16 protein-coding genes and 1 pseudogene are annotated in these 20,976 nt (G+C 71.4%); 7 read left to right on the forward strand and 10 right to left on the reverse strand.

Annotated features, from left to right (window positions below; translation table 11 throughout):
* Positions 1-16: 16 nt before the first annotated feature.
* The 6 genes from ACIRP7_RS33430 to ACIRP7_RS33455 form a co-directional block, all read right to left on the reverse strand.
* Positions 17-751: a methyltransferase domain-containing protein gene (locus ACIRP7_RS33430; RefSeq protein WP_403666957.1), complete on the reverse strand. Its 735-nt coding sequence runs from the start codon at positions 749-751 to the stop codon at positions 17-19.
* Positions 748-2,142 carry a condensation protein gene (locus tag ACIRP7_RS33435; RefSeq protein WP_403666960.1) on the reverse strand — a complete coding sequence of 465 codons (1,395 nt, stop codon included), beginning with the start codon at positions 2,140-2,142 and terminating at the stop codon, positions 748-750. The genes ACIRP7_RS33430 and ACIRP7_RS33435 overlap by 4 nt, the downstream gene beginning before the upstream one ends.
* Positions 2,139-6,332, reverse strand: coding sequence for an alpha-(1->3)-arabinofuranosyltransferase family protein (locus ACIRP7_RS33440; protein WP_403667302.1), 4,194 nt, complete (start codon positions 6,330-6,332; stop codon positions 2,139-2,141). The genes ACIRP7_RS33435 and ACIRP7_RS33440 overlap by 4 nt, the downstream gene beginning before the upstream one ends.
* Entirely contained in the window at positions 6,329-7,069 is a 741-nt protein-coding gene (locus ACIRP7_RS33445; protein WP_403666963.1) for a class I SAM-dependent methyltransferase, read from the reverse strand. The genes ACIRP7_RS33440 and ACIRP7_RS33445 overlap by 4 nt, the downstream gene beginning before the upstream one ends.
* Positions 7,066-8,250 carry a glycosyltransferase family 4 protein gene (locus ACIRP7_RS33450; RefSeq protein ID WP_403666966.1) on the reverse strand — a complete coding sequence of 395 codons (1,185 nt, stop codon included), beginning with the start codon at positions 8,248-8,250 and terminating at the stop codon, positions 7,066-7,068. The genes ACIRP7_RS33445 and ACIRP7_RS33450 overlap by 4 nt, the downstream gene beginning before the upstream one ends.
* 193 nt (positions 8,251-8,443) lie before the next feature.
* The gene (locus tag ACIRP7_RS33455) at positions 8,444-9,433 is read right to left on the reverse strand and encodes a DUF3068 domain-containing protein (RefSeq protein WP_403666968.1); all 990 of its coding nucleotides are present in this window, start codon (positions 9,431-9,433) and stop codon (positions 8,444-8,446) included.
* A gap of 413 nt (positions 9,434-9,846) precedes the next feature.
* Between ACIRP7_RS33455 and ACIRP7_RS33460 the strand changes: the two genes are divergently transcribed.
* Positions 9,847-9,999, forward strand: a complete 153-nt coding sequence (locus ACIRP7_RS33460; protein ID WP_403666971.1) for a hypothetical protein — start codon at positions 9,847-9,849, stop codon at positions 9,997-9,999.
* A 3-nt stretch (positions 10,000-10,002) separates the two neighbouring features.
* Positions 10,003-11,226: a helix-turn-helix domain-containing protein gene (locus ACIRP7_RS33465; protein ID WP_352383520.1), complete on the forward strand. Its 1,224-nt coding sequence runs from the start codon at positions 10,003-10,005 to the stop codon at positions 11,224-11,226.
* A gap of 25 nt (positions 11,227-11,251) precedes the next feature.
* On the opposite strand, the pseudogene ACIRP7_RS33470 reads toward ACIRP7_RS33465, so the two are convergent.
* Positions 11,252-12,163, reverse strand: a pseudogene (locus ACIRP7_RS33470) (TerD family protein); the annotation flags it as partial.
* A 273-nt stretch (positions 12,164-12,436) separates the two neighbouring features.
* Between ACIRP7_RS33470 and ACIRP7_RS33475 the strand changes: the two are divergent.
* Both ACIRP7_RS33475 and ACIRP7_RS33480 read left to right on the forward strand, forming a co-directional pair.
* On the forward strand, positions 12,437-13,210 hold the full coding sequence (locus ACIRP7_RS33475; protein ID WP_403666974.1) for an IclR family transcriptional regulator: 774 nt from the start codon (positions 12,437-12,439) through the stop codon (positions 13,208-13,210).
* Positions 13,207-14,055 (forward strand): SMP-30/gluconolactonase/LRE family protein, encoded by an 849-nt coding sequence (locus ACIRP7_RS33480; RefSeq protein WP_403666978.1) that lies wholly within the window; start codon positions 13,207-13,209, stop codon positions 14,053-14,055. Before ACIRP7_RS33475 ends, ACIRP7_RS33480 begins: the two co-directional genes overlap by 4 nt.
* Positions 14,056-14,075: 20 nt before the next feature.
* Here the strand turns inward: ACIRP7_RS33480 and ACIRP7_RS33485 are convergent, their stop codons facing one another.
* Genes ACIRP7_RS33485 through ACIRP7_RS33495 form a run of 3 tightly spaced genes read right to left on the reverse strand, consistent with a single transcriptional unit; the run spans position 14,076 to position 17,288 of the window.
* Positions 14,076-15,476 (reverse strand): NAD(P)/FAD-dependent oxidoreductase, encoded by a 1,401-nt coding sequence (locus tag ACIRP7_RS33485; RefSeq protein ID WP_403666981.1) that lies wholly within the window; start codon positions 15,474-15,476, stop codon positions 14,076-14,078.
* The gene (locus ACIRP7_RS33490; RefSeq protein ID WP_403666984.1) at positions 15,469-16,701 is read right to left on the reverse strand and encodes an MAB_1171c family putative transporter; all 1,233 of its coding nucleotides are present in this window, start codon (positions 16,699-16,701) and stop codon (positions 15,469-15,471) included. Before ACIRP7_RS33490 ends, ACIRP7_RS33485 begins: the two co-directional genes overlap by 8 nt.
* A complete protein-coding gene (locus tag ACIRP7_RS33495; protein WP_403666987.1) occupies positions 16,698-17,288 on the reverse strand; it encodes a toxin-antitoxin system, toxin component family protein in 591 nt (196 codons plus the stop codon). Before ACIRP7_RS33495 ends, ACIRP7_RS33490 begins: the two co-directional genes overlap by 4 nt.
* 180 nt (positions 17,289-17,468) lie before the next feature.
* Here ACIRP7_RS33495 and ACIRP7_RS33500 point away from each other — a divergent pair, with 180 nt between their 5' ends.
* The 3 genes from ACIRP7_RS33500 to ACIRP7_RS33510 are packed head-to-tail and all read left to right on the forward strand — an operon-like array spanning position 17,469 to position 20,622.
* Complete coding sequence (locus ACIRP7_RS33500; RefSeq protein WP_403666990.1) at positions 17,469-18,818, forward strand: extracellular solute-binding protein; 1,350 nt, start codon at positions 17,469-17,471, stop codon at positions 18,816-18,818.
* The gene (locus ACIRP7_RS33505; protein WP_403666992.1) at positions 18,815-19,765 is read left to right on the forward strand and encodes a carbohydrate ABC transporter permease; all 951 of its coding nucleotides are present in this window, start codon (positions 18,815-18,817) and stop codon (positions 19,763-19,765) included. Before ACIRP7_RS33500 ends, ACIRP7_RS33505 begins: the two co-directional genes overlap by 4 nt.
* Positions 19,762-20,622: a carbohydrate ABC transporter permease gene (locus tag ACIRP7_RS33510; RefSeq protein WP_403666995.1), complete on the forward strand. Its 861-nt coding sequence runs from the start codon at positions 19,762-19,764 to the stop codon at positions 20,620-20,622. The genes ACIRP7_RS33505 and ACIRP7_RS33510 overlap by 4 nt, the downstream gene beginning before the upstream one ends.
* The last annotated feature ends 354 nt before the right edge of the window (positions 20,623-20,976 follow it).

Here is a 20,976-nt window from a genome sequence, read left to right on the forward strand (position 1 = left end):
ACATGGTCCACGCCCCCTAGGTCTTGCGCGCGTGCAGCAGCAGGATCGACGCGAGCGACGGTCTGGCACACGCCAGCCGGTCCAGGGCGCGCAGCGGACGCGGCACACCGTGGAAGGGCGCCCCCTCCAGCCGTACCACCTCGAAGCCGGCCGCCGCGACGAACTCCCGCAGTGCCCGGGCCGTGTAGAGCCGCAGATGGCCCACGACCTCCCGCCCCGGCCGCCCGTGGATCGCTCGCAGGCTCACCTCCGAGAACACCGGCTGGACGCCGGCCAGCAGGAGCCCGCGGTTGTACCAGGCGGCCAGGTTCGGCGTGGACAGCATGAGATGGCCTCCCGGGCGCAGAATGCGGCGGATCTCGTCCAGTGCCGAGTCCGGGTCGACGAGATGTTCGACGACCTCGCTGAACAGCACGGCGTCGACGGAGGCGTCCTTGAACGGCAGCCCGGAGCCGCTGAGTTCACCACGCACGGCGTACGGCAGCCGGGTGCGGGCCCGCTTGAGGGCGTCCTGGGACCAGTCGACGCCGACGATGCGGTGGCCGGTGAGGAGCGGTGCCGCGGTGGCGGCCGCGGTGCCGTCGCCGCAGCCGATGTCCAGGACGGTGCGCGCGGCGGTTCCGGCCGTGCCGAGGGCCCCGGCAAGCATGCGGGCCTGGCGCAGGGAGCGGGGGGTGCCGGAGGCGACCGGGACGGCCGGGTCCTCGTAGAAGTCCCTGAGGCTGCGGCGCGGGGGTGCGGTGGTGTTCACGGGGCCACCTCCGTGGTGTGCAGGTAGTGCTCGAACAGGTCCCGCAGATGGGTGCCGTCGCTGTGGCTGAGCAGGGCCCGTGACCAGCGCAGGGCGAGGTGCAGCCGGTCGGCGGTCGAGGCGGTCGTGACGGTCAGGCCGCGGGGCATCCTCGCCGGTGCCGAGAACCACACGGCGTGCGCGCGCCCGGCCTCCTCGCCGAAGTCCAAGGGATACGGGATGCGGCCGATGTTGCTGAGGAGGGTGGTGGAGGTCCAGGGGGCGGCGGCTCTGCGCAGGCCCCGGGTGAGGGCAGCCCGCCAGGCCACCGGGGTGACCGGGGCGGTCAGCAGACCCGCGCCGTGGCCGAGTTGGGGGCGGGGGAGGGACTTGAGGGCGCGCGTGCGTTGTGCCGTGCGGCGCAGGAACGCGGGCATGTCGTCGGGGCCGTGCCGCAACTCGTCCGGCGCGAAGGGGACTTCCACCAGGCGGGTGCCGTTTCCTATCGGCATCGTCGTGTCCCTCGGGCGGTCGTCGACGGGCATCGTGATGCGGAGGGGGCGGGGGGATTGTCCGTGTTCCTTGTTCCAATGGGCGATCGTCAGGGCCGTGGTGACCATGAGCTGGTCGTTGACCGTGTAGGGGGAGCCCTTGGGGCGGTGGGGGAGGGCGAGTTCGGTGACGAGGAGGCCGTTGCCGGGAGAGTTCTCGGGAGTGCCTTGCGCTACGCGGGCGGGGCGGGTCCAGTTGGAGGGGGCGTTCTCGGGGGGTGCGGGGGGTTCTTGGGGGCGAGTGGGCGCGGGTGTCGGGGAGTTGTCCTTGCCGCCGTAGATTTCGGCTGCCGTGGCGAGTATGCGGAGGCAGGCGGGGCCGTCCAGGGCTGTGTGGTTGATGGTGAGGAAGAGGACGGTGGAGGTCGTCTTCCGGGTGCGCGCCGGTGGGGGCTGGTCGCGCCCCGCGGCGGAGCCGCTAATAGGTGCAGCCCCGCGCCCCTGGGGTGGGTGCACTCCTGCCAAGTCGGTCGCCTCGCTACCTTCTGCCGGGCCTGCCTCCTCGACCACCTCCAGCCGTATGGGTGGAGACAGCGAGAGCGGTGGTGTTTCCATCAGCGCCCTTGTCCTCGCGTCCCGTAGCGCGTTCCGCCCCGGAGTCGGAAAGCTCACCACCTCCACGTCCGGCTCCGTCGTCAGCTCCCACTCGTAGCGGCGGCGGTACCGACCCCCCGGGGCCTCCCGCATCAGGATCCGCGGGTGCCGGTGCAGGGCCTCCAAGAACGCCTTCCGGAGCCGTGACCGGTCCAGCCGTCCCGGCAGGTGCACCTCGATGTGGACCGTCTCCGGTTCCTCCTCCTGGAGGCAGTGCCGGGAGACCTCGTCGACCACCGGGAACGGGATGCGTGTCGGTGGGGTCATGTCGGTTCCGTCCTCCCCTTGCTCGCCTCGACCGGCAGCAGCTGCTGTGTCGGCGCCTCGGACTCGGGGGCTGTCTCACGCTCACCCACGCTCACCAGGGCCGCGAACAGGCCGATCAGTGCCAGCAGTTGGGCCACATGCCCGAACGCCCCGTGCGCCGCGCCCACCGGCTCCCCCGCGCCCACCGCCGCGGCGATGCCCGCCCCCGTCAGGGCCGCGAAGGCGATCGGCACCAGGAGCCCGTGCCGTCGGGACGCGAGCAGCGCCAAGGCCGGCACCAGCAGCGCGAACCACCCGGCGATCACCACGCCCACCAGCGTGAGCGCCACCACCCCGAGCCACACTCCCGGCGGCGGAGGCACCGGCTGCGGCTCGTCGGGGTTCGGGGAGCGCCTGCGCCACAGCACCAGGCCCACCAGCACCACCAGTGCGACCCCGCTGCCGATCAGTGCCCCGTCGTACGTCGTCGCGGGCTCGTACGACAGCTTCACCGTGCCGCCCGCCCCCGCGGGGATGCGCCAGCCCTGCTGCCAGCCGTCGAGCCGCAGCGGGGTGAGCGACTTGCCGTTCAGCGTGGCCTTCCAGCCGTCGTTGTAGTTCTCGTACGTCGTGAGGTAGGAGGCGGCGCCCGAGCCCACGCTCACCTCGCGCCGGTCGCCCAGCCAGTCCCGTATTCGCAACTCCCTTGCCAGGGCGGTCGGTTCGGCGATCGTGCCGCGGGTCAGGGTGATGTCGGTCAGGGCGAGCGGGCCGGCGTCCCCGCCCTCGACGACGTGGTCACCGGAGGGGAGGGACACCTCGGCGCCGGAACGGCCCGACTGGCAGAGTGTCACGGTCAGTTCCCGCCGTTCGGTCAGGTCGCGGACCCGGCCCGACACGCCCGTCTGGTACAGCTTCCCGTCGATCGCCGTCACCGGGCCCTTGCCGCACGGCAGGGAGAACGTCCGGTCGGCCTTCGGCTGCGGGGTCCGGTACTGGTCGAGGGCCGGGAGGTAGGCCTCCGTCAGTCCCACCGGCAGCTGGAGGTCCTCGTCGGCGACCGGGTTGTGCAGGACCAGCGGGGCCGTCTTGGTGATCGTGATGTCGAGACGGTCGGTCGTGATCGCGGGGAAGCGCACCGCGCCGTTCTCGTCGACCCCGGCCACCGTCGCGCCGTCGGGTGAGGTGATGTCCACTTCGGTGGGCCGGGTCGAGAGGCCGCCCGCGGGCGCCAGCACCACCTCGGATATGGGCTGTTTGCCGCTCCAGCTGAGGTGGATGGTGGGGCGGTCGCCCGCGATCCAGGCCGTCGTGAGGTCGCCGTCGGTGAGGTTGCGGGCGGACAGGCCGGTGCCGAGGGTCGCCGTGGAGTCGGCGGTCGCGGTGATGCGGTTGCGCTGGTCGGGGGCGACGTCGTACAGCAGCCTGTCGAGCTCCTCCCCGGAGATCGGCACCGCGCCGGCCTTCACCGAGTACGTGCCCGAGGCCGCCGTGGTGAAGCGGCGGTGCAGACCGGCCTCGGTGCCGGTCGGGGAGATCCCGGCCGGGTCGGGGACCCGGTGCAGGGAGACCACCTCGGCGGCGGAGTCCGCGCCGTCGGCATCGGTCGGCAGCCGCAGCAGCCGGGTCACCTGCACATCCGGCAGGTCGATCTCGGAGAACCCGGCCCCGGCGAGCCCGGTCCGCCGCGCGACCGAGTCGACGATCGTCAGCTTCATCCAACCCGTCGTACCCGCAGGGGCCTTGATGCTCTGAGTCGACCCGTCGGCCCGCAGGAGGCTGGTGCGCGAGCCGTTCTCCGTCTCCACCCGCACCTTGGTCGCCGCCGACCGCACGCTGTCCTGCGGCAACGGCGTGACCTTGAACGACGAGGGCATGTCGTACGCCGGATCGGAGAACCCGATCCGCAGCCACTGCCCGTCCGGCGAGCCGGCGACACCCTCCGCCCAGGCGGTGTCCGGGTTGCCGTCGAGGGCGTTGACCGGGTCGAACTGCGGGAGGTGGAACAGCCAGTTGCCGTACGACGACGCCGTCACCGAGCGGGCGCCGCGCAGTTCCGCCACCGTCTGGTGGTCCTGGCCCTTCGTCGGCAGGATCTGGTGCGGTTTCTCACCGGCGTCCTGGGCGGCCCCGGAGGCGTTGCGCTCGTCGCTGGTGTACGTGTACGAGGTGTTCGCGTTGACGAGCCCGAAGCGGGTGTCCGCGCGCCGCAGTCCGTCACCGACGATCTGGAGCGCCGGGGTGCCGAGCCCGGGGTGGTTGTCACCGGTCAACACCGTGGCCCTGCCGCGCAGTTCGGTCGCCAGCGGGAGCAGTGACTCGGGGCCGCCGGACACCTGGGCCGTGTCGGCCACCGGCAGCAGGCCGGCCTGTCCGGGCCGCGGCACGTCCTCGCTCGCCGGACGGTAGATCTCCACCGCCCGCTGCCTCGGGTACAGCCCCTCGATCTGGAGCGGGGTGCCGTTCGCGATCTTGCCGCCCGTCATGAGCGGCCCGAGACCCGTCACCCGCTCGTAGCCGGACTGTTCGAGGGCCCGTTTGACGACCGAGGACGACACGGCGCCGATCTGGTCCGGGTCGAGGTCGTTGCGGACGACGACGTAGTAGACGCCGGCCCGGCTCAGGTAGTCGGCGAGGCCGGGAATCTCACCGCCGGTCAGCAGCGCCTGCTCGACCGCGTCCGTCGCGCGCCGGTTGCCGGGGGTGCCGAAGGGGACGTAGTCGCGCTGCGCCCAGCGGGACTCGGCGAGGACGTCGAGGGGCTGGTCGATGGGGGAGCCCCAGGTGTAGATGCCGTGCGCGGTCGCGGGGACCACGAGGGCGCGCGAGTCGGGGGAGTACTTCTCCAGCCAGTCGGCCGTGGTGTGCCAGTACTTGGGCAACTCCTGAAAGGAACCCGGGTTCAGGATGGAGCCGTTGAGATACGGCCACATCAGCCCGGGCAGGACGAGGACCGACGCGATCAGCGGGGCGTACCGGCGGCCCCTGACCGCTCTCGCCCCGCGCGGCTCGGAGGCCACCCCCACCAGATGGGCGAGGCCGAGCACCAGGGCGAGCGCCAGCCCCGGCTGGAACTTGTAGATGTTGCGGAAGGGCGCGAGACCGCCGTTCAGCCAGTCCTGCACCACCCCGTGGAAGGGGGCGCCGAACGCGCCGCCGTACCCGGCGAGCAGCATCAGGACGGCCGTCAGCACGGTCAGCACCAGCCACCGCCGCTCCGGCAGGTCCCGCCGCGCCAACCCCGCGAGACCGAGCCCGGCCGCGAACGCCGAGCAGAGGATCACGATCACCGAGGAGGCCACGGTCCAGCCGGCCGGCAGCCACGCCTCCCCCAGGTGCAGATAGGCGACCCAGTTCCCCGCCCCGCGCAGGGCCTCCGTCGCCGACATCGTCTCGGTCGTGGTGTGCGCGCTCTCGACGTACGGCAGGAAGTTCTCGCCGTAGAGGCCGAGCAGCAGCAGCGGGATCACCCACCAGGCCGTCGCAAGGATCACGCCCGGCACCCACCAGGCGATCAGCTTGCGCTGCCGTGGCCCGGGCGGCCGGGACAGGAGATACAGCCCGACCGGGAGCAGACAGGCCAGGGTGGAGGCCGCGTTCACCCCGCCCATGAATGGGATGACCAGCGCGGAGCGCAGGGCGGCGATCCGGGCGCTGTGGCGCTCGTTCGTCAGCGGCAGCAGCACCCAGGGCAGGAAGGCGCCGGGCAGCGCGGCGGCGGAGGTCGAGCCGATGACGATGGTGAAGGTCGGCCACAGCGCGTACGCGACGGCGGCGAGCAGCCTTCCAGGACCGTTGCCGATACGCAGCCGGTCGGCCAGCCTGAGCGCGCCCCAGAAGGCGACCGACACGATCAGCGACAGCCACAGCCGCTCCACCAGCCACACCGGCAACTGCAGGGCGTGGCCCAGCCAGTAGAACGGCAGCATCGGCCACAGATATCCGACGTACTGGTCCTGGATGCCGCCGAAGGAGCCCTGGTCGTGCCACAGCTGCCCGAGGTCGGCGAGGAACCGCCCGGGGTCCGTGGTGACGCCCAGCTTGGTGTCGAAGGTCTGCCGGCCCGGGTGCACCGCGAGGAACAGCACGAAGACCACGGCCCAGAACCCCAGCAGCCAGCTCCGTGACCGCGGGCCCTCGGGAGGACCCGACATGACCGCGGTGCTGGGCACGGCTGCCGGAGGAGGGGCCTGGACCGTGGACGTCGTCATGGTGGACACCGCCGGAGGATGAGGAGGAGGTTCCAGGTGGCGATCTCGCGGATGCCGGGAGCCCGTACGACGGTCTCCGCGAGGAAGGGCCAGTAGCGGGAGCGCGCCGAGACGACCGTGACGTCGTCCCGGGCACGCACCAGCCGCAGGGTCGGGCCGATGTGCACGGCGAACAGGTTCTCGCCGAGGGTGTGCTTGGCGGCCTTCCCGGTACGGCGCCGGTAGCGGGCGCGGGCCCGCTCGGCACCCAGGTAGTGCCAGGGCGCCCACTCGTGACCGCCCCACGGGGACAGCCAGTTGGTGAACGACACGTAGATCAGCCCACCGGGCCGGGTCACCCGGACGAGCTCGCTCAGGAAGATCTCCGGATCGGCCACGTGCTCGAGGACGTTGGAGGAGAAGGTGACGTCGGCGGCGCCGTCCCGCAGGGGGAGCAGGTAGCCGTCGGCGATCACGGTGGAGTCGGGCGGTTTCTCACCCAGTTCGCGGACGTCCGGCTCGAAGAGGAACGCGTCGGCACCCCGTCTGCGGAACTCCTCGGTGAAGTACCCGCTCCCGCCGCCGACGTCCACGACGGTACGGCCGGCGACGGGGCCGTCGTAGGCCTCGACCTGGTCGACCGCGTCGCGGGCGAGCAGCGCGTAGCAGGACTCTGGGTCGTCCTGCTCATGGAGGAAGGCCCGGAACAGAGTGAGGGAACGTCGAAGGGAGGGGTCCTTCGCCCGAGGCCGTGTCACGGTCCCCAGCTCCTCACCGCCTCGGCGGCCACGGCCCGGAACTGTCTGACGGTCCGGTCCCAGCGATACCGGGCCGCCCGGTCCCGGGCAGCCTTGCCCATCAGCTCGCGGCGGTGGCCCGACAGGGCGAGGGTGCACCAGGCGGCGGCGAACGAGGACTCACCCCGCGCGAGCACTCCCGTCTCCCCGTCCACGACGGAGTCCCGCAGTCCGGGGACGTCGAAGGCGATGGTCGGCGTCTCGCGGGTGGCGGCCTCGGTGACCACCAGCCCCCACCCCTCGACGGCGGAGGGATGGAGCAGCAGCCACGCCTCGCACAGCAGCCGGTGCTTCTCGGCCTCCGTGACGTGTCCGGTGAACTCGACGCCGGGACCGGCGAGTTGTTCCAGCCGAGGCCGCTCGGGACCGTCCCCGACGATCACGAGCCGGCCGCCGGTGACCGGCCGCACGCGTTCCCAGAGTCTCAGCAGGAGGTCGATCCGCTTGTACTCGACGAGCCGGCCCACGGCCACGAACAGCGGTTCCGGTGAGCGGCGAACCAGCGGTTCCGGTTCCTCGACGCCGTTGTGCACGACGCGGATGCGGTCCCGCTCGACACCGATCGCCCGCAGGGCGTGTGCCGTCGAGGGCGACACGGCGACCAGCAGACTCCGGTGCCGGGCCGCCGCACCGGCCAGCGCCCAGTGTTCGAGTCTTCGGCCGATCCGGGCGGCCGGCGCCAGGGGCCCGCCGAACCGCATCTTCCACAGGTCGGTGTGTACGTGGTTGACCAGGCACAGCGTGGGGCCGCGGTGCCACAGGGGCGCGAGGTACGGCATGCCGTTGCAGACCTCGACCAGCAGGTCCGTCTCGCCGACCTGGCGGGCGAAGGCCGTACGGGCGCGCAGGTAGTGGCCGAACTCGCCGCCCGCCGAGACGACCCGGTAGCCCCGGTAGGAGGCCGGGCCGCCGCACAGCAGGGTCACCTGGTGGCCCAGGCGGGTCAGTCCGTCGGCGAGCCGGTCGACGAGAAGCTCGGAGCCGCCGGCGGCCGGATTGTCGAGGTCACGATGGGCGAGAAAAACGATTCGGCGCGGAGGTGGGGGGAGCGCCGAAGAGTGGTGCGGGCCGTGCGAAGAGGGTTGCAGCTGCGACGCCTGGGGAAGCGCGGTGTGCAGCTGGTGGGGCACGTGCTGGGGCATGGGTGCTCCAACTCGTCTCAGGGTGCGGAACTCAGCAGTGTCTTTCAGGCTGGTTGTGGGGGGACTGAGTGCTTCCTAGGAGGAGGATGTGGACGGGCTGTGCTTGGGTGGGATGGCACAGTTTTCGCCCACCCGTACGCCGTGGCTACTCACGCACGTGACAATTTCCAGGCTTATTAGAGCTGACGTCCAGTCACTTCGTGAGGACGGGCTCGGGCGTACCGCTCATATCGGTGGACTCGGGGCGCCTGCGTCCCCGTACCACCAAAACGCCCCCCACGGCAGCCAGTACGAAACCGGCCACAGCCGTCCCGATCGGCAACGTCTCGCCCACCGCGCGCAGTTGGCCGCTGTCCCGCTCGGCCAGACGTACGGCTTCCTTCTGGGTCGCGGTGGTGAACGCGATCTTCGGGCTGTCCAGCAGGACCACGGTGTCCTTCTGCGCGCCGGGCGCCCGCAGGGTGCGCTTGGGGCCCACCTGTGCGTAGACCACCCGGCCGGTGCGCTGGTCGACGACCAGCTCGATGCCGTGGTTGGAGTACCACTCCTCGGCCAGCACCTGCGGCCGTCCGGGCTCGTCCACGATCGTGCCCGGCACGAGCCGTGTCCCGACCTTCGCCGGGGCGACCGTGCCGGTGAACCGGTAACCCGTGTACCCCTGAACCTTCTTCGTACCCTGGTAACGCAAAGTCACCGTCGAACCCAGGGAGTTGTCCCACCACTGGTAGGAGCGTCGCTGCACGTCGAAGGGGAACTTCAGATAGGCCTCGCCCTCGATGTACGGCTTCTCGCCGCAGCAGTGCACCGGCTTGTTGGTCTTGCGGTCCATGACCCAGCGGTGCGGGACGAACTCCAGCGCGTCGTGCGGGTCGGAGGCCGGCAGCGACTTGTCGGTGTCGACGGTGGTGGTGACGTCCCACACCGCGGCTCCGTCGCTGCGCTCACTGTCCTCGACGTCGGCGCGCACCCGTTGGGTGACGGTGATCCGCTGATCGGGAACCGTCTTCACCTTCTCGGTGTCGAAGACGCTGCCCGTCCCGCGGTAGACCGCGGTCTGGTCGATGTTGATCGGATTCACGGCCGCCCGCGGTGCCACGTACCACGCGAGCAACGGCGCCAGTACCAGCAAGAACGTGCCGAGTCCCAGCAGAATCAGGGAGATTGGAGAGGCTGTACGGCGCATCCGGACACTCCAGGGGCGTGAGATGACGGAGTTCGGGCCGCTCTGGGCCCTGTCGTCACACTCCCGTCGTCCGCCCGTAGGGCGGGCCGAGCGGCGTCTGGTGCGTGCAGCTGCAAGGCGGAGGAGGGCGTCGACGCGGAGCGTCGGCAACCGACGACAACGCCGCTGGGGGCACCCCCTCTGGGGGAGGGCGTGCCAGGCGTCGCTCGGCAGGCGGGAGTGTGACGACAGGGCCTTGGGCCGGAGACCGTATGGCGTCCGAGTGCGGAGTGTCAATGACTTGACGGATTGTCAATGTCCTGTCGACACTGGGTCGACAGGCAGGGTGGGTGCCGGGGCGGGAACCCGATGGGTTCCGCGTTCCGGGTGGGGACGTACGCCGGATCGAGCCGCTCGAGAGAGGCGCCCCTGCGATGTCCAGACTGCTCGCCGCCGCACTGACCGTGGTGGTCGCCGCTTTGCTCGCCCTCGGTGCCGCGCTCGGCATCGTCGCGCTGCTGGAGGCGACGCCCGAGCAGCCCAACACACCCTTGATCACCTACGAGCAGACGGACCAGGGGGGTTGACCCGTGGCCGCCCGCCCGGCAGCCGTGAACGCCCGCTCGGCCTGGCATGATGTCCCGCGCCTCCAGGTCCGCCGTTTCGCGGCCATCGCCATGTCCGAGGCGCCGGCCCTCGCGGAGGAGATCCTGCGCGAGATCCGCCGCGAGTACCCGCATCTGCCGGTGGTCCTCGACGAGTCCGGCGAACCGATGGCGCTGGTCGGCATCCGCCGCGCGATCGAGGTCTTCGTCCAGCACCTGGAGACGGCGGAGGGCCGTCCGACGGTTCCCCCAGGTGTCTTCCAGGAGTTCGGCCGCGGCGAGGGCCTGAACGGCCGCAGCCTGGACTCGCTCCAGGCGATCTACCGCATGGGCGTACGCCTGGCCTGGCGACGTTTCGCCGACATCGGCCAGCGCGTGGAGATCCCGCCGCCGGCGATGTACGAGCTGGTGGACGCGGGCTACGAGTACCTGGACGGCCTGGTCGACCAGTCGGTCCGGGGTTACGCGGAGGCCGCGGCGAGGCAGGCGGGCGAGCGCCTGCGTCTCCAGCGCCGCCTGATGGAGTTACTCCTGGCCGAACGCCACCGGGGCGATCCGGCGGACGCGCTGACGGAACGCGCGGCCCGCATCGGCTGGCCCCTCCCGAAGAAGGTGGCGGTCGGCGTCCTCCTCCGTCCGGCACGCGAGGCGGTACCTCCCGCGGTGGGCCAGGGAGTCCTCCTGGACATGGACTACGAACAGCCCCGCATGGTCGTACCGGAACCGGCCGCGGCGGGCCGACCCGAACTCCTGCACCGGGCCCTGACCGGCTGGGCCGGCGCGATCGGCCCCCCGGTCCCGCTCGCCGACGCGGCGAAATCCCTCCGCTGGGCCGAGGCCGCCGTACGCCTCATGGAACGCGACCTGCTCCCCGCCGGGGACGTCCTGTACTGCACCGAACACACCGAGGCCCTGGTCCTGCTCCAGCCGGAGGAACTGATCGACGACCTCGCCCTGCGCTGCCTGGCCCCCCTCCGCCACTGCGGCCCCACCCACGGCCGCCGCCTCGCCGAAACCCTGCTCGCCTGGCTGGAGACCCGCGGCGGAGCCCCGGAGGTCGCGGCCCGCTTGGGCGTCCACCCCCAGACCGTCCGCTACCGCCTCCGCCAGATCCGCGAGCTCTGGGGCGACGAGATAGACGACCCGGACCGCCGCTTCGAACTGGAGCTGGTGCTGAGGGCCCGGCGGTTGCGGGGGGAGCTGGCGTGAAGGGCGGACCGCCGCCGCCCGTGGCTCACACGCTGGCCCGCTCCCTCACCCCCGTCCGCCGGGGCGCAGGACCGTCCAGGTGGACGATCACCGTGGAGTAGAAGCGGTGTACGGCATCGTCGACGCTGCGGATGAAACTGGACTCGGCGTTGCCACGGCTGTTCCCCATGGTCTTGAGGAGGGACAGACGGAAACCGGTGATGGCCGCGCCGCCCTTCGGCAGCATGTCCGCCGGTTCGGGGCGCAGCCGCTCCAGCGTGCCCCGCGGGCCTCCCGCCTGGCCTTCCACCAGCGTCTCGACGTGCAGGTCCGCCGGTGCCTCGGCGAGGCGGCGGACCAGACGCTTGGCCCAGGCCAGGGGGTAGCCCTGCTCGGGCGCGGGAATCTCGATGGAAGTGCGCAGTCTGCCGGTGCGCAGATCGGCGCCGATGGTGAGCAGGCCGGGCGCCTGCTCGACGCGGAGTTCCGCCTGAAGCCTGCCTTCCACGCAGAGCCGATCGGCGAGCTGCAACCGGCGCGCCTCGGGATCGGTGCCTCGCCGGGCGCGCTGGGCGGGCAACACCTTCTGCCCGAGTTCGCCGCCGAGCCTGAGACACACCTGGCGGACGAGCCGCTCCCAGCTCTCGACCACTTCGAGGGCACGCGGATCGCCCTGGCACAGGGTCTCGTCGCTGATGCCGTTGCGCACCGGCACCCAGGCCGAGCCCATGTTCTGGAAGCCGTGGCAGCCGGAGTTCTCGTGCTGGAGATAGTGCAGCAACTCCTGGAGGAGCCAGGTCCGCGCCGCGTTCCCGACGCCCTCGTGCCGGATCAGCAACTGCGCCTGATGGGCCACCTCGGCCCACGACAGGTGCCACAGCGCCACCTGGTGCTTGCGCGTCCATGTCGCCAGGCTCACGATCACCGAACCGATGTTCTCGCTCAGGGTCGACAGGGCAGTGTTCGACCCCTTGGTCATTTCAAGCACGAGATCCCCCTGGAATCACATCCCCCAGAACACACCACGCAATGTGACGTGTCGCACACGAACACAGTAGTACCGGCGGCTCGCACCCGTGTCCATCCTGCGGAAACAGCTCCGATGAGGAGTTCGTGACCCGCATGGCCATTGCCGGAGGAAACAGCCTGTCGCTAGCCTGTGTTCGTCATTCCGATCGTCTGTTGAGATTTCGAACGCAGACGCCTTAGACGTAAAGGGAGGTGGCCGGTTGTGGGACGCCTCGTACCTGCCGTGACCCGGGCTCTCGACATTCTCGAGCTCTTCCTCGACGGAGACGGGACGCTCTCCGCCCCCGACATCGTCCGGAGGCTCCAGCTGCCGCGCACCACCGTGCACGAGCTGGTGACCACTCTCGCCGCTCGGTCGTACATCGTCCAGGTCCCCGGCCAGCCGGGACGCTACCGGCTCGGGGTGCGGCCGTACCAGCTCGGCAGCCGGTACGCCGAGCAGCTCGACCTCGCCGCCGAGGGGCAGCAGGTCGCCCGGTCCGTCGCCGAGACCTGTGACGAGACCGTGCACGTGGCGATCCTGGAGGGCACCGACGTCATCTACATCGCCAAGGTCGACTCGACGCACGCGGTGCGGATGGTGTCCGCCGCCGGCCGGCGCCTGCCCGCGCACTGCACCTCCGTCGGCAAGATGCTCCTCGCCTCCCTCCCCGAGCCGCAGCTCGCCTCCCGCATCCCGGAAGGCACCCCGCTCGCCGCGATGACGCCCAACAGCATCACCGACCCCGGCGCCCTGCGCGAGGCCCTCGACGAGATCCGGCAGCGCGGGGTCGCCGTCGAGAACCGCGAGTCCAACCCGGACGTGTCCTGCGTCGCCGCCCCGGTCCGTGACCGCACCGGGCAGGTCGTCGCCGCGCTCTCCATCTCCGTGCCGATGATCCGTTGGAGCGAGGACCGCCGCGGCGAGCTGGAGCAGCTGGCCGCCAAGGGTGCCGCCGAGCTGTCCGAGCGCCTCGGTCACCGGAGCGTGGGATGACCCGCATGACCAAGTACGAGGTCGCCGTACGTGCCGAGGCCACCCTCGGCGAGGGGCCCACGTGGGACGGCGAGCGGCTGCTGTGGATCGACATCCTGGGCGCTCGGCTCCACAGCTACGACCCCGTCTCCGGGCATCGCACGGTCCGCGTCCTCGACCAACACATCGGTGCCGTCAAGCCGCGCGCCGGCGGCGGACTCGTCCTCAACCTGCGGGACGGCGTGGCCCTGCTCGACCCCGACGACTCCTTGCGCTGGCTCCACCACGAGCCCGTCCCCGGCCGCCGGGCCAACGACGCCGCCGTGGCCCCCGACGGTTCGCTGTGGGCCGGCACCATGCGCTACGACGAGGCACCGGGCGGTGGCACCCTGTCCCGGATCACCGGTGACGGCACGCACCACACCGTCCTCGACGACGTGGCCGTCAGCAACGGCACCGGCTGGAGCCCGGACGGCCGGCTCATGTACTACATCGACTCGCCCACCCGCCGCGTCGACGTCTTCGACCACGAGAACGGGCAGATCTCCGGCCGCCGGACCCTCATCGAGATCGAGGACGGTGCCGGGTTCCCCGACGGCCTCACCGTCGACGCCGACGGGTGCGTGTGGGTCGCCCTGTGGGACGGGGGAGCGGTACGGCGCTACACGCCCGGCGGCGAGCTGGACCGGGTGATCACCCTCCCGACCCCGCGTGTCACCGCGTGCGCGTTCGGCGGCCCGGACCTGAGCGACCTGTACATCACCACGGCCCGGGTGGGACTGGACGCCCCGCACCCGGTGGCGGGCTCCCTGCTGGTGGTGCCGGGGGCCGGGAAGGGCGTACGGCAGCAGCCGTTCGCGGGCTGAGCTGGGCTGATCCGGGCTGACTATTCGAGTCCGGCCTGCTTCAACTCCTCGGCGGTCAGCGGCGGTTCGGTCAACGCAGGTTTCAACGGCCCCACCGCCGCCGCCAGCAGGACACCCGGCGTCAGCAGGACCTCCGCCCGCCGCTCCAACGACGTGACATCGGTGACGCGGCGGGCGATCCGCCCGTTCCCGGTGGCCGTGTACATCAAGCGGTCGACGTACGCGGCCACCACACGGTCCCGCAGCGTCGGTCCGTCCTGCGTGGCGCCCGGGTAGAACACGTCCTGCCCGATCGCCAGGTCCCACGCGGCCGAGACCGGCCGGGCGACCGCCTTCTGGATACGGCGGGACAGACCGGGCGCGCCCCAGCCGTGCCGTCGTACCACCGCACGCAGGGCCACCGCGCCCTGCGCCGCCACCGACATGCCGTGCCCGTACACCGGGTTGAACGCGGCGACGGCGTCGCCCAGCACGGCGAAGTTCTCGGGCCACGCCGGCATCCGCTCGTAGAAGTGGCGGCGGTTGGCCGTCGTACGGGTGAGGGCCACCTCCGTCAGCGGCTCAGCCCGGTCGACGAGGTCGGCGAGGACGGGGTGGCGCAGCTCCGTACGGGCGTACCGGGCGAAGTCGGCGGTGTCGGCGGCGGGTTCGCCGCCCCGGGTGCCGTACAGCGTCACCAGCCACTGCCCGTCCTCGATCGGCAGCAGCACACCGCCGCGTCCGGGCCGGCCGGAGCGCGCGTCGGGCTGGACGCTGACGACGGGGTAGCCGTCGCGGGCGGGTTCGGGGGCGCGGTAGCGGCGGCTGGCGTAGGTGAGGCCGGAGTCCACGGTCCGGCTCCGGGGGGCGGGCAGGCCGAGCTCGGTCAGCCACTGCGGGGTCCGTGAGGCGCGGCCCGTCGCGTCGACCACCAGATCGGCGCGCAGGGTGCGTTCGGCGCCGTCCACCCGGACCCGGACGCCGGTGACCGCCGCGCCGGTGCCGTCGAGCCCCAGCACCTCGGCGTCCTGCAGCAGCTCGATCCGGTCGTCCGCCAGCACCTGGGCCCGCACCGTGGCGTCCAGCAGATCCCTGCTGGACAGCAGCATGAAGTGGGACTCGGTCCAGCGCCGGAACCAGCCCCGCGGGGACAGCGCCACCATGTCGGTGGTCACCGGCAGCCGGTGCGCCCCCGCCGCCCGCAGTCCTCGCGTGACCCCCGGCAGCAGTTCCTCCAGCGCGAGCGCCCCGCCGGACCAGAGCTGGTGGACATGGCGGGCCTGCGGAAGTCCCTTGCGGGGCGCGGGCCCGGCGGGCAGCACATCGCGTTCCACGACGACGACCCGGTCGGCGAGCCCGGCCAGGGCGGCTGCCGCGAGCATGCCGGTGTGGGACCCCCCGAGGACGACGGCGACTCTGGCGGGGGAGGAGCTTTCAGTCATGCGTGGACATGCTCTCTGCCGGGACGGCCGCGCGGGCGCGCACCGCCGTGATCTCGTCGGGACTGCGCAGGGCCGCGGAGACGGCGTGGATCTCCTGCAGCAGGTATGCCGTGTCAGGAGCCGTCGTGTCGTCGCCGTCCCCGGCGTGCCGCCCGGTCTCCACGGCGTCCAGGATCGTCACCGCGGCGGCGAGGGCCCGGGCCCGGCCGGGGTCGGCACCGAGGGCGAGGGCGGCGTCGTGGGAGCGCCGCCGCAGGTCCTCGTCGAGGTGGCGGGAGACCTGGAGGAGCGCGTCGCGGATGTAGGTCTCGCGGCGGATCAGGCGGATCTCGGGGGTGGCCTGCAGGGCGAGCGGCTCACGGCGGCCCGGCACGGTCCGCAGCAGGCGGGCCAGCGGCCTGAGGTTGCGGCGTCGGCGGCGGACCAGCCAGCGCTCCTGCAGGTACTGCCCGGCGTGCGGGACGATGACACCGGTCGCGACCATGGTGGCGCCGATACAGGCGGCGGACGGCGCGATGTTGGTGTTGAGCCAGTCCAGGTCGTGCCCGGTCCACCGGGCCACGATGGCGGTGAACTTGGACGCGCTGAACAGGAGGTTGGTGACGTAGCCGACGCTCAGGAACCTGAGGCCCCAGCGCAGCCAGCCGTCGAGTCCCTCGGTGCGGATCCAGGTCCAGATGAGCCGGGCGGTGATCAGACAGGCCGCCGTGTGCACGATCAGGTAGAGGAGGATCTCCTCGCGCATGAAGGGCGTGGTGGCGTAGTACGTGTCCAGGTCCCGGATCTGTTCCACCGGTACGTCGGCGAGGGCGAACAGGACCCACAGCGCGACCACCACCGCCGTGTAGACGCCGACCACCCAGCGGGTCGCACGCCGTGTCTGCGCACGGCGGTCGGTGTGGCCGTTGCGCCAGTGCACGACCAGCAGCAGCCAGGACGCGGACAGCGCGGTGATTAGGGAGTACACCCAGGGGGCCGCGATGTTCGGGACGCCGGTGACCCGGTTGGTCCAGGCGATGGTGCTCGGGGCCGCGAAGACGAACACCGCGCAGGCGAGCAGCAGCACACCGCCGACGGCACGCAGCAGGGGATCCCGCCACAGCTTGACGATGCTGGGCAGTTTGATCGCCAGGGCCGCGCCCAGGACCAGGCCCGGCAGCCAGAAGGAGATGTACAGGCCGGTGAAGAACGCGGTCGGTCCCTCGGCCAGTTGCTGAGGTGTCACAGCCTCCCGCCTCCGCGTCCCCGGTAGCCGAGCGACCTCTGGACCGGGTCGGGGGAGGCCGTGTCGCCTCGCCCCACCTGAAGGAAGGCGGCCGCGAGCCGGTGCCCGAAGTCGTCGGCCTCGGCCTCGTCCGCCTCCCGGGAGCCGTTGCGGGCGGCCACGGTCAGGGCGACGGAGTCCCAGCCGGGCCGCCCGGCGAGCGCGTCCGCCGCGGCCGCGTGATGGTGGGCGTGCCCCGCGTGCAGGTGCCACAACTCATGGCCCAGGATGACCAGTTGCTGCATCTCCTCGGCCCGCTCCTCGACGATGACGAGGTCGAAGTCCTCGAACTCCACCCACAGTCCGGTCACCGCGATCTCGTCGGGGAACCGCTCGAAACGCAGGTCGACGAGGCGGCCGCCGCGGCGCGCGCTCATCTCCTGGCACAGGATCCGGCACAGTTCGGGCACGTCGGCCGGGGGGCGGGGCCGGGCCCGGACCGCGTCGGTGAGGTCGGAGACCAGATCGCGCATGGCCGGGGTCGCACGGGTGCGTCGTAGCGCCGAGGCGATCCGGGCCGCACTCCTGCGCGCGCCCGCGATGTCCATCCCACCCCCTGAGCTCTCCCGCCGCCGTAGGACGGGCTGTTCGAGACTACGCGCCCCGAACTGTCCCGTCACGCGATCCGATTTTGCCTGCGCACCCCATTGACTAGAAAGCGCTTCCTGCCTACGGTCCCGTTCGAAGTTACGAGCGCAATTCGATATCTCGAACAGATGGGGCAGGGAATGGGACGACCTGACCTGAGCCGCCGGCATCTCCTCGCCGCGGCGGGCGGCCTGACCGTCGCCACGAGCTTCGGCTTCGCGGCCCTCGGCACCGGGGCCGACGCGCTCGCCTCCGGCGCGGACACCCGGGTGCGCTACTGGAACCTGTTCAGCGGCGGCGACGGCGCCAACATGATCGCGATGCTGGACGCCTTCCGTAAGGCCCATCCGGACATCGACGTGAAGGACTCCACCCTCCAGTGGGGCAACCCCTTCTACACCAAGCTCGCCATGGCGGCCGCGGGCAACCGCGCCCCCGACCTCGGCGTCATGCACATGGGCCGGGTCACCGGCTTCTCGCCGGGCCGCCTCCTCGACCCGTGGGACGTCGACCTGCTCGCCAAGTACGGCGTCCGCGAGGAGGACTACAACCCCGCGCTGTGGAAGCGCGGCGTCATCGACGGCAAGCTCTACGCCCTCCCGCTCGACATCCACGTCCAGCTCTGCTTCTACCGCAAGGACGTCCTGGGCAAGGCGGGCCTGCTCGGCGACGACGGCCGGATGGTCCCGGTCACCTCCACCGACGAGTGGTTCGACGTCCTGAAGAAGGCCAAGGCCGCCCAGAAGAAGGGCCTCCAGACGATCGGCCTGTGGACCAACGACCAGAACTTCCAGTGGTGGTTCTTCGTCGCCTTCTACACCCAGCTCGGCGGCAAGTGGTTCAACGCCGACAACACCGAGGTCCTCTTCGACCCCGACAGGGCCACCCGGGTACTGGAGTTCCTCCGCAAGCACGTCACCGACGGGTACGTCATCCCTGGCGCCCCCACCGGCGAACAGTTCATCAACGGCGCCCCCTTCACCTGGGAGGGCAACTGGTCCGTGCCGGTCTTCTCCGGCGCGAAGCTCGACTACGGCGCGACCCCGCTGCCGCCCGTCTTCGGCAAGCCGGCCACCCACGCCGAGTCGCACGCCTTCGTCCTGCCGCACCAGGCGGGCCGCGGCGGCGCCACCAACGAGGGCGCGCACGAACTCGCCGCGTACGTCGTCACGCACGCCCTCCAGTGGGCGGCCGGCGGGCACATCCCCGCGTACACGCCGACGCTCTCCACAGCCGCGTACAAGAAGCTCACCCCGCAGAACGAGTACGTCAGCGCCATGGACCACCAGGCCACCGAGCCGAAGGTGTGGTTCGCGGGCTCCACCGGCGTGCTCGCCCAGGACCTCGGCCCGGTCGTCGTCTCCTCGACGATGGGCTCCGCCAAGCCGGACAAGGTCGCGCAGACGATGAAGAGCCATCTCACCAAACTCCTCGCCTCGAAGAACCCGATGGACGGCAGGACCGCCGCGCAGGGAGGTGCGGTCGCATGACGACCAGCGCTCACATGACGACCGGAGCCGTCGCCGCACCGGCCCGCGCCAGGACCGCGGCCGCGACGGCGACCGTCCGCCGCAAGCAGGGCTTCCAGCACGGGGGCTGGTTCGTCGCCCCGTTCCTGGCGCTCTTCGTGCTGTTCGTGATCTGGCCGCTGCTGCGCGGCGTCTACCTCAGCTTCACGGACGCCAACATCTCCGGCGACGGCGCGAGTTTCGTCGGCCTCGACAACTACCGCGAGGCCCTGGGTGACTCGGCGATGTGGGACGCGCTCGGCCACAGCGCGTACTTCACGCTGCTGGTCGTCCCCTGCATCACGGTCCTCGCCTTCCTGCTGGCGATGCTCGCCCACCACATCGAGCGCGGCAAGTGGCTGTGGCGGCTGTGCTTCTTCGTGCCGTTCCTGCTGCCCTCCACGGTCGCCGCCAACATGTTCCAGTGGCTGTTCACCCAGGGCATCGGCCTGATCAACGAGACCTTCGGGCTCGACACACCCTGGCTGACCGACAAGTCGTACGCGATGCTCGCCATCGTCATCGAGACCCTGTGGTGGACCGTCGGCTTCAGCTTCCTGCTCTACCTCGCCGCCCTCCAGGGCATCCCCGACCACCTCTACGAGGCCGCGAAGCTGGACGGCGCGAACGCCTGGCACCGCATGGTCCACATCACGCTGCCGATGCTGCGCAACATCACCGGCCTGGTGATCGCGCTCCAGATCCTCGCCTCGCTGCAGCTCTTCGACCAGGCGGTCGTGATGATGGACTTCGGGCCGGGGCCGGAGGTCAGCACCCGCTCCTTCGTGCAGTACACCCTCGAACAGGGCTTCACCAGCTACCGCGTGGGCTACGCCTCCGCGATGTCCATCATCTTCTTCGTGATCATCGCAGTCGTCGCCCTGTCGCGGATGTGGCTGCTGCGCAACCGTGAGGAGGGCGGCCGATGACCACCGCCGTACCGGCCCGCAAGAGCCCGCGTAAGCCCTGGACCCCCAGCCAGATCGTCCTCACCCTCCTCGGCGTCGCCGTGTCCGCCGTGTTCGTGGCACCGATCGCCGCGGCCCTGTTCACCTCCCTCAAGTCCGAGGCGGAGGCGGCCGAGATCCCGCCGCACTGGTTGCCGAAGGTCTGGACGGTCCAGGCGTGGAAGGCGCTGTGGGAGACCGGCAACATCACCAACTGGTTCGTCAACTCGCTGGTGGTGTCGGTCTGCGTCACCTCCGTGGTCCTGACCGTCAGCGCCCTCGCCGGATACGGCTTCGCCCGCACGGAGTTCCGCGGCAAGAACGTGCTCATGGGCATCGTCATGTCGGGCCTGATGATCTCCCCGGCGGTCCTCGGCGTACCCCTGTTCACCACGGTCCAGCAGATGGGGATGGTCGACACGTACTGGGGCATGATCCTCCCGCAGTGCGCACCGGCCGCGATGGTCTACATCCTCTACAAGTTCTTCCAGGGCGTCCCGCGCGAACTGGAGGAGGCGGCCTTCATCGACGGCGCGGGCCGCTGGCGGGTCTTCTTCACGATCGTGGTCCCACTGGCCCGTCCCTCCCTGGCGGCGGTCGGCATCTTCACCTTCATCGCCTCCTGGAACAACTTCCTGTGGCCCTACATGGTGACCAACAACCCCGACCTGATGACCATGCCGAACGGCATCGCGACCGTCATGAACTCCTACGGCATCCAGTGGGCCCAGCTCATGGCCGGCGGCCTCATGGCGGGCCTCCCGCTGATCATCGTGTTCGTCTTCTTCCAACGCCAGATCGTGGCGGGCGTGGCCCACACGGGGCTGGCGGGCCAGTGACACGGCCGCGGTACGGCGCGGGGCCGGTGGCGGCGAGCCGGCCGTCTCTCGACAGCCGCCGAGCGGACAGGGCCCCGGTGGGCCAGTGGTCGGGGAGTGGCGTGGGCCTGGTCACCGGCCGAGCCCTGGCGGGGTCGGGCAGACGCGTGCCCACGGCTGGCCGGACGAGGGCTCTGCGGCAGCTGGTTCCTGCTTCGGTGGTGGGTCTGTCGGGGGCGTGGGGGACTCGTCCGAGCCTGCCGGGCGGGTGCGTGTCCGCGGCCGAGGGGACGGCGGCTCTGTGTCAGCCGGTTTCTGTTCCGGTGGTGGGTCTGGCCGAGGCGCGGGGGAATGGTCCGGGCGGGCCGCGCGGTC

The organism is Streptomyces sp. NPDC102270, assembly GCF_044766405.1.
In the GTDB taxonomy this organism is placed as follows: Bacteria; Actinomycetota; Actinomycetes; order Streptomycetales; family Streptomycetaceae; genus Streptomyces.